The following is a 13,972-nucleotide window of genomic DNA, read 5'->3' on the forward strand; positions in this document are numbered from 1 at the left end:
AAACTATTTATTTAAATGGAATTTATCATTAGAAAAACAACCGCTGATGATTTTTGTTTTGCAGACGAGATTGTAAAAGAAATGGAAGAGTCTGCCAAAATTAGAGGAACTGGTATCGCTAAAAGATCTCCAGAATATATTAAGGAGAAGATGGAAAAAGGCGATGCGGTTATCGCAATCACACACAATGGAATTTGGGCAGGATTCTGCTATATCGAAACATGGACCAATGGTGACTATGCTTCTAATTCGGGATTGATTGTTTCGCCAAGGTATAGAAATATTGGTTTAGCAAGTAGAATTAAAGAATCTGTGTTTAATGTGACCAGAGAAAAATATCCAAATGCTAAATTATTTGGAATTACCACAGGTTTGGCGGTAATGAAAATTAATTCAAGGTTGGGTTATCATCCTGTTCCTTTTTCGGAACTTACGCAAGATGATCAGTTTTGGGATGGTTGCCAAAGTTGTGTCAATTATTCTATTTTACAAAGCAAAGGAAGGAAAAATTGCCTTTGCACGGGAATGTTGTTTGTTCCCCCAAAAGATAAAACGAAGAAAGATTTAAATTACTATTTGAATAATTTTTAGAAAAAAAGTAAAAATGAAAAAAGTTGTTTTAGCATTTAGCGGAGGTTTAGATACATCTTTTTGCTCAGTTTATTTGCAACAAGATTTAGGCTACGAAGTTCATGCAGTTACGGTAAATACAGGTGGTTTTAATGCAGATGAAGTAGAGAAGTTAAGGGAAAAAGCGATGCTACTTGGTGCTAAAACTTTTACGTGTCTAGATGTAGTGAAAGAATATTACGATTCTTGTATTCAATATCTGGTTTTCGGAAATGTTCTCAAAAATAATACTTATCCACTTTCTGTAAGTGCAGAACGTACCATTCAGGCGAAATCTTTAGCAGAATATGCGCTTAAAATCGGTGCAACAGCCATCGCTCACGGAAGTACAGGCGCAGGAAACGACCAAGTTCGTTTTGATGGGATTTTCAATATTGTTTGTCCGCAAATGGAAATCATCACGCCGATTCGTGATTTGAAACTTTCTCGCGAAGCGGAAATTCAATATTTAACAGAAAAGGGATTTTCAGGTGATTACACCAAATCAGTATATTCTATTAATCAAGGTCTTTGGGGAACTTCGGTTGGCGGAAAAGAAACGCTTACTTCTCATAGCAATTTGCCAGAAGAAGCCTATCCTTCTCAATTAAAGAAGCGAAATCCTGAAAAATTGACTTTAGAATTTGAAAAAGGACATTTAATTAAAATTAATGACCAAAAATTTTCTCATCCTTCCGAAGCGATTGTTAAATTGAATGAAATTGCTTCAGAATTTGCGATTGGTAGAGATACTCACGTTGGCGATACGATTATTGGGATTAAAGGTAGAGTAGGTTTCGAAGCAGCTGGTGCTATTTTAACGTTAAAGGCTCATCATTTGCTGGAAAAACACGTGCTTTCTAAATACCAATTGATGATTAAATCTCAAATGGCAGATTGGTACGGAACTTGGCTCCACGAAGCTCTTTTCTTAGACCCTGTGATGCGAGATATTGAAAAATTAATGGAAAACTCTCAGAAAAATGTTACAGGTAAAGTGTTTGTCACGCTTCTTCCTTATCGTTTTGAACTGAACGGAATTGAGTCTAAATATGATTTAATGACTTCTAAATTCGGAAGTTATGGAGAAATGAATAAATCTTGGAGCGGTGAAGACGTGAAAGGTTTTTCAAAAATTTACACCAATTATTTGTCGATTTATCATCAAGTAAACGCTGAAAATAATGATTAAAGCAGGAATTATTGGTGGAACTGGTTATACTGGTGGCGAACTGATTCGTTTGTTGCTCAATCATCCCAATGCAGAACTTTCGTTTGTGACGAGCTATTCTAATGTGGGAAAAAAAGTAACCGATTTACACCAAGATTTAATCGGAGAAATTGATTTAGAATTTATTGATAATTCTACCGATGCAGATGTTCTTTTTCTGGCTTTACCTCATAAAGAAAGTAAAATTTGGCTCGAAAATAATAACATTGGAAACGCAGTTGTCATAGATTTAGGAAACGATTTCAGAATTGGAGAAACGTATCAAGGAAATGCTTTTGTTTATGGACTTCCAGAATTGAATTCGACTCAATTGAAAGGGGCGAAATTGATTGCAAATCCTGGTTGTTTCGCTACTGCAATTCAATTAGGAATTATTCCAATTTTAGAAAATCAAGAGGTTTCGGAAATTTATACTACAGGAATTACTGGCGCAACTGGCGCTGGAAAATCACTTTCTGAAACCACGCATTTCAGTTGGAGACAAAATAATATTTCGGCGTATAAGACTTTAACGCATCAACATTTAGGCGAGATAAATTTTCAATTAAAAGACTTGAGTAAAGTGCCATTTTCGGTGCAATTTGTTCCATGGAGAGGAGATTTTGCGAGAGGAATTTTTGTGAGTTCTACATTCAAAACTTCACTTTCTTTAGAAGAATTGTTTGAATTGTATGAAAAATTCTACGAAGGACAAATGTTCACTACGGTTTCAAGAAAAGAAATCAATCTGAAACAAGTAGTCAACACCAATAAGTGCTTGATTAATATTGAAAAAAACGGAGATTTTGCAGTAGTGCATTCCGCTATTGATAATCTCTTGAAAGGCGCTTCAGGACAAGCTATTCATAATATGAATATATCTTTCGGGTTTCCCGAAAACGCAGGTTTGAAACTCAAATCTATCGCTTTTTAGCAATAAAAAGTAAAAATGAAAGGTACTTTGTCAAAGCTCTTTTAATTTAAAATTAATCTTTGACAAAGTTTTTAAAAATCGTAAATCAAACATCGTAAATCATAAATAAAAATGAAACTTTTTGATGTATATCCTCTAATAGACGTAACTCCAGCAAAAGCTGAGGGAAGCTATTTTTGGGACGAAAACGGAACAGAATATCTAGATTTATATGGCGGTCACGCCGTGATTTCCATCGGACATTCTCACCCAACGTATGTAAAATACATTACAGAACAACTCAACAATATCGGTTTTTATTCCAATTATGTGAAAATTCCGATTCAAAATCAAGTCGCTGAACAACTCACCAAGTTGTCTGGTTATGACGATTATACCCTTTTCCTTTGCAATTCTGGTGCTGAAGCCAATGAAAATGCCATTAAATTGGCTTCTTTCCACACCGGAAAAAAGAAAATTATTTATTTTTCTGGAGCTTTCCACGGAAGAACTGCAGCAGCTGTAGCTTGTACAGACAATCCGAAAATTGTAGCACCAGTCAATCAATCCGAAAATTTCATCAAGCTTCCTTTCAATGATTTGGAAGCTTTGGAAAATGAATTCAAAACCAATTCAGATATTGCTGGAGTTATCGTAGAAGGAATTCAAGGTGTTGGTGGTGTTCAAATTCCAACTACCGAATTTTTACAGAAAATTCATCAATTGTGTAATGAGAACAATGCAGTTTTCATCGCAGACGAAATTCAATCTGGTTTCGGAAGAAGCGGTAAATTTTTCGCGCATCAAAATGCTGGTGTGACTCCTGATATTATTGCTATGGCAAAAGGAATGGGAAATGGTTTTCCTGTTGCGGGAATTTTAATTTCTCCGAAGTTTAAAGCTTCCTACGGTTTACTCGGAACTACTTTTGGAGGGAATTTCCTAGCTTGTGCTGCTACCAAAGCGGTTTTAGAGGTGATTGAAAAAGAAAATCTATTGCAAAACGCTCAAGAAGTGGGAGATTACTTGGTTTCTTTGCTTCAAAATCAAAAAAATATCAAAGAAATTCGTTATCAAGGTTTGATGATTGGGATTGACTTGGCTTTTCCTTGCAACGAAGTAAGAACTCGATTGGTTAAAGAATACAAAATGTTGACAGGTAATGCTTCTACACCAAATACTTTGAGAGTTTTACCTGCTTTGAATGTGAAAAAAGAAGACGTGAAGAAATTTGCAGATGCTTTAATCCAAATTTTAAACGAATATTAGAATTTTAGATTTAAGATTTTGGATTTACAATTTTTGGATATTAAATTTCCATAAATCTCTAAAAATCTTTTTAATCTGCGGGAAACCATAAACACAAAGCTTAGCGAAGCATTTATGCCTTTGCTTTCTTAAAATAAAACATAAATTAATATTAAACCTTTGCGTTTAAAATAAATATAAAATGAAACAGTTTCTATCTATAAATGACGTAGAAAATCTTGAAAACCTCATTCAAGATGCTCTAGAATACAAAAAAAAACCCTTGAAGGACGAACATTTGGCTAAAGGAAAAACCTTAGGCTTAATCTTTATGAATTCTAGCCTCAGAACAAGGATGAGTACTCAAAAAGCGGCTGAAAATTTAGGTTTTAAAGTGATGACTTTCAATGCTGGACAAGATTTTTGGGCTTGGGAAACTGAAGATGGAGCAGTTATGAATGGCACTACTGTAGAACATATTAAAGATGCGGCTACGGTTATCGGACAGTATTGTGATGTTGTGGCAATCAGATGTTTTGCAGATTTAAAAAATAAAAAATCAGACACCGAAGAAAAGATTTTAACGCTTTTCCAAAAGTATCTCAATAAACCATTGATTTCTATGGAAGCGGCTACCAGACATCCTTTGCAGAGTTTGGCAGATACCATTACCATTAAAGAACAATGGAAGGAAACCAAAAAACCGAAAGTGGTTTTAACTTGGGGACCTCACATTAAACCAATTCCACACGCTGTTGCCAATTCTTTTGTAGAATGGATGAATGCACAAGATGTAGATTTTGTGATTACACATCCTGAAGGTTTAGATTTAGACCCAGCTTTTGTTGGCGATACTCAAGTGGCTAATAATCAAGAAGAAGCGTTGAAAGATGCTGATTTTGTGTATATTAAAAATTGGAGTTCATTTAATGATTACGGAAAAGTAGCAGAAGGTTATGATGATTGGATGCTTACCGAAGAAAAAATGAAAATCACCAATAACGGAAGACCAATGCATTGTTTGCCTGTCAGAAGAAATGTAGAAGTGAGTGATGAGGTTTTGGATTCTGAACAATCATTGATTTTTGAACAATCATACAACAGATTGTTCGCTGCACAAGCAGTTTTGAAAAATATTTTGTAATGTTTTTCTCGCTGATAAAGCAGATTTGGCAGATTAATAAAATTGTAAATATATCAGCTTAATCTGCTCAATCTGCGAGAGAATAAAAAAAAATAGAAGTGCAAAAACAAGAACTATACATCATCAAAATTGGTGGAAACGTAATAGACCATCCAGAAAAGTTAGGAGCTTTCTTGAAGGATTTTTCTGAAATTCAAAAACCAAAAATTCTAGTTCACGGTGGTGGAAAATTAGCCACCAAACTAGCCGAAAAACTAGAAATTCCACAGGAGTTTTTTGAAGGCAGAAGAATCACCAATGAGGAAACTAGAGATGTTGCGGTGATGGTTTATGCAGGTTTAATCAATAAAAATATTGTGGCTGCTTTACAGAAAAATGGTTTAGATTCTATAGGTTTTTCTGGAGCAGATGCCAATCTTATTCCAGCGCACAAAAGACCTGTGAAAACCATAGACTTCGGTTGGGTAGGAGATGTAGAAACCGAAAAAATTAACGCTAATTTTTTAGAAAAAGTAATTTCTGAGGATATTTGTCCTGTTTTTTGTGCCATTACACACGATGGAAAAGGTAATTTGCTCAATACCAATGCAGATACTATTGCGTCGAGTTTAGCAGTTGCTTTATCCGCACATTTTGAAGTAAATTTGGCGTATTGTTTTGAGAAAAACGGAGTTTTAGAGAATGTAGAAAATGAAAATTCAGTTATTGCTAAAATAACGCCAGAAACTTACATTCAACTCAAAGAAAAAAATATCGTCAATGACGGAATGATTCCAAAAATAGATAACGCTTTTGCAGCAATAGAAAAAGGCGTAAAATCCGTTTTTATCCTCAAAGAAACTTTTTTGAAGAAACTAATTAATGAAAACAACAGAACCAGTGGAACAGAAATCACCCAATAATTTTTTAGAACTTGGCGAAAACGCGGTTGAATTGCTCAAAAACCTCATTTCTATCCCTTCTTTCAGCAAAGAAGAAGACAAAACGGCTGATTTAATCGAGAAATATCTTCAAGAAAAAGGGGTAAAAACTCATCGTCAACAAAACAATGTTTGGGCTTTTAACCAAAATTTTTCTCCCGAAAAACCTACCATTTTGCTCAATTCTCACCACGATACGGTAAGACCTAATTCTGGTTATACTTTAGACCCTTTTACACCGATTGTTAAGGATGGTAAACTTTACGGTTTAGGCAGTAATGATGCAGGTGGAGCTTTGGTTTCTTTGATGGCGACTTTTTTATATTTTTATAATGCTAAAGATTTAAAATACAATTTCATTTACGCAGCAACTGCAGAAGAAGAAAATTCGGGTTTAGATGGAGTAGAATCGGTGCTTCCGCATTTCGGAAATTTAGAATTTGCAATTGTAGGCGAACCTACAGAAATGCAAATGGCAATTGCCGAAAAAGGCTTGATGGTGGTAGATTGTGAAGCTTCGGGAACTTCTTCTCACGCTGCTCATTTTAATGATGATAATGCCATTTACAACGCTTTGAAAGATATTGAATGGATTAAAAATTATCAGTTTCCGAATACTTCTGAAGTTTTAGGAGACGTAAAAATGACGGTTACGGTCATTAATGCGGGCAAATTGCATAATATGGTTCCTAATACGTGTACTTTTACCATAGATGTTAGAACTACAGACCAATACAGCAATAGAGAAGTGTTGCAAATTATCAGAGAAAATATAAAAAGTAAAGCAGAAGCTAGAAGTTTTAGGTTAAATTCTTCGTCTATTTCTGTGGAGCATCCTATTGTGAAGGCAGGTTTAGAATTGGGCAGAACTACTTACGGTTCGCCTACCACTTCAGACCAAGCTGTGATTCCGTTTCCGTCGCTTAAAATGGGACCAGGTTTGTCTTCTCGTTCTCATAGCAGTGACGAGTTTATTTATGTAGATGAAATTTTAGATGGTGTAAAAATTTACATTCAATTACTATCAAAAATAGTTTTTTAAAATAATTTGGGCAGCTTTTTCCGCCTTCCGCTCCCAATCTTTTTTTTGCCAAAGCTTTTCCAGCCGCAAAAAAAAGGATTTCCGCTCAAGTCGGGCTGCACCTTTCAACAATGGTAACTGAGAAAGTATTGTTGAAAAATATATAGTTATAAAATTATATTTAATTATAAAAACATTAAGTTTTTCATTAAGAAATTAAGTTTATTAAAAGAATATTTAAGGATATTTTATCTTTAATTCATCAATTTGCCAAAGGCAAAAACTTAATTGTCTTAATATCTTAATATAGTCTTAATGGTAAAAATTAAACTTTTAACTTAAATTTATTAATTTAAAAGTTAATAAGCCGCGAAGCGGCGAAATCAATAGCATAGGGCAAAGCATTATGAAAATGTTAAGATAACAAAATAGCCCTGAAAGGGCGAAATCGAAAGAAAAATTGTTAAAAATAAAACATATAAATTAATTTGTGTCTTTGCGTTTAAAAAATACAAAAATGAGCAAAAAACTTTGGCAAAAAAATAATTTATCCGAAAATCAGCATGCTGCTTTGGTAGAAAAATTTACCATTGGCAGAGATGCAGAATTTGATTTGCAACTCGCAAAATACGATGTTTTGGGCAATAAAGCACACGTTAAAATGCTTTCAACTATTGGTCTGATTGAAGAATCTGAATTGCCAAAAATTTTAGATGAATTAGATAATATTGCACTTCAAATAAAAGAAGGAAAATTTGTCATCGAAGAAGGAATAGAAGATGTGCACTCTCAAATAGAATTTCAACTGACGCAGAAATTAGGAGATATTGGTAAAAAAATTCACTCTGCGCGTTCTAGAAATGACCAAGTTTTGGTGGATATTAAACTCTTCCTCAAAAACGAAATTCTAGAAATTAAAGATTTGGTAAAAAATCTTTTCCAAACTTTACAAAAATTAAGCAATCAGCATCAAGATAAGCTCATTCCCGGTTATACACATTTTCAAATTGCGATGCCTTCCTCTTTTGGACTGTGGTTTGGAGCTTATGCAGAAGCTTTGATAGACGATTTAGAAATGCTTTTGGCGGCTTATAAAATCACCAATAAAAATCCTTTAGGTTCTGGCGCTGGTTATGGTTCTTCGTTCCCGATTAATCGTACTTTAACTACAGAATTACTGGAATTTGAAACACTGAATTACAACGTAGTTTATGCACAAATGACACGCGGAAAATCTGAAAAAACTTTGGCAATTGCCATTTCAGCTATTGCGCATACTTTGAGCAAATTAGCGTATGATGTTTGTTTGTACATGAATCAGAATTTCGGATTTATCACATTTCCAGATACTTTCACTACGGGAAGCAGCATTATGCCACATAAAAAAAATCCAGATATTTTTGAATTAATTCGTGGAAAATGCAATATTTTGCAAGGTATTCCTACGGAATTAACATTGTTGACCAATAATTTACCTTCTGGTTATCACCGAGAAATGCAATTGACCAAAGAAGTGCTTTTTCCTGCAATTAATACCATCAAAGATTGTCTTTACATTACGGAATATACCTTGAATCACATTCAAGTAAAAGATAATATTTTGGAAGACGAAAAGTATCAATACCTTTTCAGTGTGGAGAATGTAAATGATTTGGTTTTGAATGGAGTTTCGTTCCGTGATGCTTATGTGCAAGTTGGTCAAAGTATTGAAAATCAAAATTTTGAACCTCATAAAAATTTAAATCATAAGCACGAAGGAAGCATCGGAAATCTTTGCAACGAAGAAATTAAAGAAGAATTCTCAAAAGTTTTTGAGAAATTTAAATAGGATGGAGTGGAATAATTGAATTAAAAAAGCTTTAAACTGTATTGGTTTAAAGCTTATTTTTTTTAGACGAATTTTTCTCATTTTCCATATCCAGTTGATGTTCTTTTTCTAAGAGTTTATAAGTGTTTTCTCTTTTGATTTCGTTCAGAACAATACTGCTGTGATATTGATAAATATTTGGAGTATTTGCTAATACATTGGTAATGAAATTGTTATATGTATCAATGTTATTGGTGGCGATTTTCAACATATAGTCATAAGTTCCAGACAAACTGAGGACTTCTTGTACTTCATCATACTGTCTAATTTCTTGCTCAAATTCATCTAGCGATTGCTTCGATTGATTTCTAATCGTCACGTTACAGTAAGCCACTAAATCGATGCCTATTTTCTTACGATTGAGAATAGCAGCATATTTTTCTATAAAACCATTTTTTTCTAAATACTTAATTCTGTCGTAAGTTGGGGTAAAAGATAAGCCAATTTTCTCGCCGATTTCTTTTACCGAATAGTTAGAATTTCTTTGAAGTAAATCTAATATTTGTAAATCTTTTTGATCTAAATTTTGACTCATTAGCTTTATTTATAGTGGTTCAGAAACAAATATACACTAAATTTTTTAATTTTTTTAACAGAATTCTTACTCGTTGAAGTAAAACTTTAGCTTAAAAACATTTTCAGAAATTTTATTTTACTCTTTTTTTACATTATGTAAAATATTTTCTAAAAGGTCTATTTAGGTTTTCTGAATTTCGAGTAAATCTTGTTGATAATGAATGATTAAATGGTCTATTTTTTCGTGTAATTCTCTGATTTCTAGTTCACTTTTTAAATTGATTTTGTAATCTTTTTTGGCGCGTTCTCTATCTTTTTCTTCTTGTCGGTTTTGGCTCATCATAATCACAGGAGCCTGAATTGCCGCAATACAAGATAAAATTAAGTTCAATAAAATGAATGGATAAGGGTCAAAACCATGATTAGAAAGCCAAAAAACATTCAGTGAAATCCAAGCAACTAAAAAGGTCATGAAAAAGATAATAAATCCCCAACTTCCCCCGAATTCGGCTACTTTATCTGCCAATTTTTGACCAAAAGTAATTTCTTGCTCATCTTCTTCCACTTCTGTAGAAATCATGGTGTTTTTAGAAACAGATTGAATGACTTGTTTTTCTACTTCGGTTAGGTTTCCTAATTTTTTGTTGAGAAATTCAGAGATATATTTTTCTCGGTATTCGTTCATTTCTTCAATGCTCAAAAAACAACTTTTAGAAAAATTTGGATGCGTTTTATTGATAAAATGAAGCAAAGATTGTCTGATATTTTTAGCGGAAATTTTTTCGTTTTCAGGAAATTCTTTCCCAGATAAATCACTTCTGAAAGTACTCATATTGATTAAATTTTATGAAGTTTTTACTGTGCTTAAACACCAAAATAGAGATTGGTTTTTTTAGAAATTTTCCATTTTCCATTGATAAATTCTGCGCTAATGCTTCCTGAACCTTTTTGATCAGCATAATCTATATCATAAGTATTAGGATAGAATTTATTTTCAGAAATTTTGCTGTATTTTACACTGAAAAAATGGTCTAAAACATCTTCTTTAATAGGAATTTGTTCTTCGGTGTTATAAAAAAGGAATTTTCTATTTTTGGGATTGATTTGATTGAAATAATCACAGTCGGTCAAGACTTCTGTGAAACTGTAATGCGTTTTTGGCGAAGTTTCATCTACGATGGCTTCGTACATTGCAGAGAATTTAGAAGAAACAGATGCGTATCGAGGATTAGCATCCTCGAAATCATTGACTCCATCATCATCACTATCTTTTTGGGTTGGATTTAAACCAATGAATTGTTCAAACAAATCATTGTAACCATCTTGGTCACTGTCTTTTTTAATTTCAGCAAGTTGAATAGAAAATTCTACATTATCTTTTATCATTTCATATTTTGGCAAAATAGGAAAAGACGAAAGTCGAGTAACTTTCACGATGCTTCCGCTTAAATGAACAGCATTCTCACTCAAAAATGTGAAATTAGGTGCATTAAAATCGTAATTCACAAAAGCATTTTGGGTAAGTCCAAGAAAATAAGGTTTCGCTTTTTGATTTCCAGTTTTTTCGATGAGCCAAAGTCCGTATTTATTTTTGGCGAGTGCAAATTCTCTATTTCTTGCTAAATATTCAAATTCAGGAAGTTCTTCATAAAACTTTTTGAAATAGATTTTATATTCATTGGTTTTTACATACTCTTGTTGTTTTTTTATTTCAATTTCATTGTGTTTTAGAACATTTTCAAAGCTGTTTTTGTGTTCATTGGTTACAAAATGAATATGTTTCGGAAAATTCTGTAAAATATCTTCTTTTGATGGTTCTACATATTGCTTTTTGGGAGTTTCTTTACCCACTTTTACAATTTGGAAACAATTCTCTTCAATAGATTTCTGATTGAAAGTTTCTGGTTTTTTATCGCAAGAAATAATCGCCGCCAAGAATAAAAAATTTAAAAATTTCATAGCTAAATTTTTAGATATTAAATTTAAGACTTATTTTTGAATTAGATTATGATTCTAAACACAATTTTTACCAATCAGAGAACCGGAAATCACGTTCAGAACATTGTTTCACGTACAGATTTCCAGAGAGATTTTGACCGAATTATCTTTTCTTCGGCATTCAGAAGATTACAAAATAAAACTCAGGTTTTCCCGCTTCCAGGAAGTGTTTTCGTGCACAATCGTCTCACGCATTCGCTAGAAGTTTCTTCTGTGGGTAGAAGTTTGGGGAGTCTTGCAGGCGAATTTATCGTTCAAAATTTTGAAAACGAACTCACCGAAGATTCTAAAAATTTCTATCTCTATAATCTCAATAATGTGATTGCAGCGGCTTGTCTTTGTCATGACATTGGCAATCCAGCATTCGGACATTCTGGTGAAGATGCAATTGCTAGTTTTTTTGAAAAGAATGAATCAGAATTAAAGCCAAAATTCACTGAAAAAGAATGGGCAGATTTGGTAAATTTCGAAGGAAATGCCAATGCTATCAGAATTCTTACTCACAAACAAACGGGTAAAGACGAAGGTGGAACTCAGCTTACCTATACTACTTTGGCAAGTATTGCCAAATATCCTTGCGAAGCGATTGCTAAGAAAAAAGGTCACGTTAATCGCAAGAAATTTGGGTTTTTCCAAAGTGAAAAACAGACTTTTCTGAATATTGCGAATGCTACCAAAATGATGGTGGAAAGCGAAGAACCAACGATTTTTAAACGTCATCCTTTTGTTTGGCTAGTAGAAGCAGCAGACGATATTTGTTATAACATTATCGACATGGAAGATGCGCACCGATTGGGAATTATTTCTACTGCTGACTGCGAAAATCTTTTCATGGATTTGATAAAATCTGTCAACGAAAAAGATGCGAAAAGAAGTGCTGAAAAATTGCTTTTATTTTCGAATAAAAATGAGAGAATTTCTTATCTGAGAGCCAAAGTGATTAATGCACTCATCAATAAATCTACAGAATTATATCAACAACATTTCTCTGAAATTATAGACGGAACTTTAAATAAAGCTTTGCTAGATATTTTTAAATCTGAGAGTGAATCTTTTCAAGAAGTGGAACGTTTTTCTATCGAAAAAATATATGGTCACAGAAGTGTGGTAGAAATAGAAAATGCTGGTTACAACGTAATGTATGAACTTTTGAACCATTTTATTCCGCCGATTATTAAAGAAAAATCAGAGCGTAAAGGTTTTGAGAAAAAAGCATTACAATTGATTCCTTCACAATTTATCTATGAAGATGGAACGGTTTATGAGAAAGTTCTCGGAGTCCTGGATTTCGTTTCTGGAATGACGGACAATTTTGCAACAGATTTGTATAGAAAAATTAAAGGAATTGATATAGGAATGACGATGTAATTTTGTAAGAGCCAATTAAAAAGAGCCAGGAAAGAATTGTTAATAATGAATTCTCCAAGTTTTACAAATCAGCAAATTCACGATTTCACGACTTCACGACTTTATAATTTCACGAGTTTAGAAATATTTCGTAACTTTAAAGAACATTTCAAGACTTATTAGAAAATATATAAAAACAATAAACTATGGAAGTATTAGGCGTTTTAGTCTTTTTGGGACTCGTTATTTTATTCACTTCTTTTTTCACTGTAAAACAAGAAACAGCGGCAATTGTAGAGCGTTTTGGTAAATTTCAATCGGTAAGACAATCTGGTCTTCATCTTAAAATTCCTTTTGTAGATCAAATTGCAAAAAGAATGAATCTTAGAATTCAGCAGTTAGACGTGATGATTGATACCAAAACTTTGGATAATGTTTTCCTTAAAATGAAAGTTTCTGTGCAGTATCAAGTGATTAGAAATCAAGTTGGTGATGCGTATTATCGTTTAGAAAATCCTCAAGATCAAATTACATCTTATGTTTTTGACGTAGTAAGAGCCGAAGTTCCTAAACTAAAATTAGACGATGTTTTCGTGAAAAAAGATGACATTGCAATTGCGGTAAAAGGTGAGTTGCAAGAAGCGATGCAATCTTATGGTTATGATATCATTAAAGCATTGGTGACAGATATTGACCCAGATGAACAAGTGAAACATGCCATGAACAGAATTAATGCTGCTGAACGTGAAAAAACAGCTGCAGAATATGAATCTGAAGCGCAAAGAATTAGAATTGTAGCCGTTGCAAAGGCAGAAGCTGAATCTAAAAAATTACAAGGTCAAGGTATTGCAGACCAACGTAGAGAAATCGCAAAAGGTTTAGAAGAATCAGTAAGAATGCTGAATAATGTGAATATCGGTTCTCAAGAAGCATCTGCATTAATCGTGGTGACACAGCATTATGATACGCTACATTCTGTAGGTGCAAACAATAGAAGTAACTTGGTTTTATTGCCTAATTCTCCTACTGCTGCAAGCAATATGCTTAATGATATGATGGTAGCCATGACTGCGGCAAATAAATTAGAACAAGCAGATCAAGGAAAAATGCCACCTCCACCAAAACAACATAATCATTAATCATAAAAAATCCCGAGAAATAGACTGCACCCAAAAGTTT

At 33.3% G+C, this 13,972-nt stretch carries 13 protein-coding genes; 10 read left to right on the forward strand and 3 right to left on the reverse strand.

The annotated features are described in order from the left end of the window. The first annotated feature begins 15 nt into the window (after positions 1–15). The 8 genes from EB819_RS03695 (at position 16) to argH (ending at position 8,893) form a co-directional block, all read left to right on the forward strand. Positions 16–591 (forward strand): acetyltransferase, encoded by a 576-nt coding sequence (locus tag EB819_RS03695; protein ID WP_069796833.1) that lies wholly within the window; start codon positions 16–18, stop codon positions 589–591. 13 nt (positions 592–604) lie between these two features. Further along, entirely contained in the window at positions 605–1,801 is a 1,197-nt protein-coding gene (argG, locus tag EB819_RS03700; RefSeq protein WP_069796831.1) for an argininosuccinate synthase, read from the forward strand. Beyond that, on the forward strand, positions 1,794–2,753 hold the full coding sequence (gene argC, locus EB819_RS03705) for an N-acetyl-gamma-glutamyl-phosphate reductase (protein ID WP_069796829.1): 960 nt from the start codon (positions 1,794–1,796) through the stop codon (positions 2,751–2,753). Before argG ends, argC begins: the two co-directional genes overlap by 8 nt. A gap of 111 nt (positions 2,754–2,864) precedes the next feature. Further along, positions 2,865–4,001, forward strand: a complete 1,137-nt coding sequence (locus EB819_RS03710) for an aspartate aminotransferase family protein (RefSeq protein ID WP_069796827.1) — start codon at positions 2,865–2,867, stop codon at positions 3,999–4,001. Between the two features lie 181 nt (positions 4,002–4,182). After that, complete coding sequence (locus tag EB819_RS03715) at positions 4,183–5,124, forward strand: Rossmann-fold NAD(P)-binding domain-containing protein (RefSeq protein WP_069796825.1); 942 nt, start codon at positions 4,183–4,185, stop codon at positions 5,122–5,124. Positions 5,125–5,222: 98 nt separating this feature from the next. Further along, positions 5,223–6,026: an acetylglutamate kinase gene (gene argB / locus EB819_RS03720; protein ID WP_069796824.1), complete on the forward strand. Its 804-nt coding sequence runs from the start codon at positions 5,223–5,225 to the stop codon at positions 6,024–6,026. Then, positions 5,986–7,086 (forward strand): M20 family metallo-hydrolase, encoded by a 1,101-nt coding sequence (locus EB819_RS03725; protein WP_069796822.1) that lies wholly within the window; start codon positions 5,986–5,988, stop codon positions 7,084–7,086. Before argB ends, EB819_RS03725 begins: the two co-directional genes overlap by 41 nt. Before the next feature lie 496 nt (positions 7,087–7,582). Beyond that, on the forward strand, positions 7,583–8,893 hold the full coding sequence (gene argH / locus EB819_RS03730; protein WP_069796821.1) for an argininosuccinate lyase: 1,311 nt from the start codon (positions 7,583–7,585) through the stop codon (positions 8,891–8,893). A 46-nt stretch (positions 8,894–8,939) separates the two neighbouring features. On the opposite strand, the gene EB819_RS03735 is transcribed toward argH, so the two are convergent. The 3 genes from EB819_RS03735 to EB819_RS03745 all read right to left on the reverse strand — a co-directional run bounded on the left by EB819_RS03735 (position 8,940) and on the right by EB819_RS03745 (position 11,407). After that, positions 8,940–9,467, reverse strand: coding sequence for an Lrp/AsnC family transcriptional regulator (locus tag EB819_RS03735; protein WP_069796819.1), 528 nt, complete (start codon positions 9,465–9,467; stop codon positions 8,940–8,942). A 162-nt stretch (positions 9,468–9,629) separates the two neighbouring features. Further along, entirely contained in the window at positions 9,630–10,280 is a 651-nt protein-coding gene (locus tag EB819_RS03740) for a DUF1003 domain-containing protein (protein ID WP_069796817.1), read from the reverse strand. 32 nt (positions 10,281–10,312) lie between these two features. Continuing rightward, entirely contained in the window at positions 10,313–11,407 is a 1,095-nt protein-coding gene (locus EB819_RS03745; protein WP_069796815.1) for a hypothetical protein, read from the reverse strand. A 48-nt stretch (positions 11,408–11,455) separates the two neighbouring features. Here EB819_RS03745 and dgt point away from each other — a divergent pair, with 48 nt between their 5' ends. Then, positions 11,456–12,814 (forward strand): dGTP triphosphohydrolase, encoded by a 1,359-nt coding sequence (dgt, locus tag EB819_RS03750; protein ID WP_069796813.1) that lies wholly within the window; start codon positions 11,456–11,458, stop codon positions 12,812–12,814. A 185-nt stretch (positions 12,815–12,999) separates the two neighbouring features. Then, on the forward strand, positions 13,000–13,932 hold the full coding sequence (locus tag EB819_RS03755) for an SPFH domain-containing protein (RefSeq protein ID WP_069796811.1): 933 nt from the start codon (positions 13,000–13,002) through the stop codon (positions 13,930–13,932). Positions 13,933–13,972: the final 40 nt, after the last annotated feature.

It is taken from the genome of Cloacibacterium normanense (assembly GCF_003860565.1).
GTDB classification, from domain to species: Bacteria; Bacteroidota; Bacteroidia; order Flavobacteriales; family Weeksellaceae; genus Cloacibacterium; species Cloacibacterium normanense.

Coding starts and splice junctions, on each gene's coding strand:
- EB819_RS03695 (WP_069796833.1), top strand. CDS start 16: ATGGAATTTATCATTAGAAAAACAACCGCTGATGATTTTTGTTTTGCA.
- argG (WP_069796831.1), top strand. CDS start 605: ATGAAAAAAGTTGTTTTAGCATTTAGCGGAGGTTTAGATACATCTTTT.
- argC (WP_069796829.1), top strand. CDS start 1,794: ATGATTAAAGCAGGAATTATTGGTGGAACTGGTTATACTGGTGGCGAA.
- EB819_RS03710 (WP_069796827.1), top strand. CDS start 2,865: ATGAAACTTTTTGATGTATATCCTCTAATAGACGTAACTCCAGCAAAA.
- EB819_RS03715 (WP_069796825.1), top strand. CDS start 4,183: ATGAAACAGTTTCTATCTATAAATGACGTAGAAAATCTTGAAAACCTC.
- EB819_RS03725 (WP_069796822.1), top strand. CDS start 5,986: ATGAAAACAACAGAACCAGTGGAACAGAAATCACCCAATAATTTTTTA.
- argH (WP_069796821.1), top strand. CDS start 7,583: ATGAGCAAAAAACTTTGGCAAAAAAATAATTTATCCGAAAATCAGCAT.
- EB819_RS03735 (WP_069796819.1), bottom strand. CDS start 9,467: ATGAGTCAAAATTTAGATCAAAAAGATTTACAAATATTAGATTTACTT.
- EB819_RS03740 (WP_069796817.1), bottom strand. CDS start 10,280: ATGAGTACTTTCAGAAGTGATTTATCTGGGAAAGAATTTCCTGAAAAC.
- EB819_RS03745 (WP_069796815.1), bottom strand. CDS start 11,407: ATGAAATTTTTAAATTTTTTATTCTTGGCGGCGATTATTTCTTGCGAT.
- dgt (WP_069796813.1), top strand. CDS start 11,456: ATGATTCTAAACACAATTTTTACCAATCAGAGAACCGGAAATCACGTT.
- EB819_RS03755 (WP_069796811.1), top strand. CDS start 13,000: ATGGAAGTATTAGGCGTTTTAGTCTTTTTGGGACTCGTTATTTTATTC.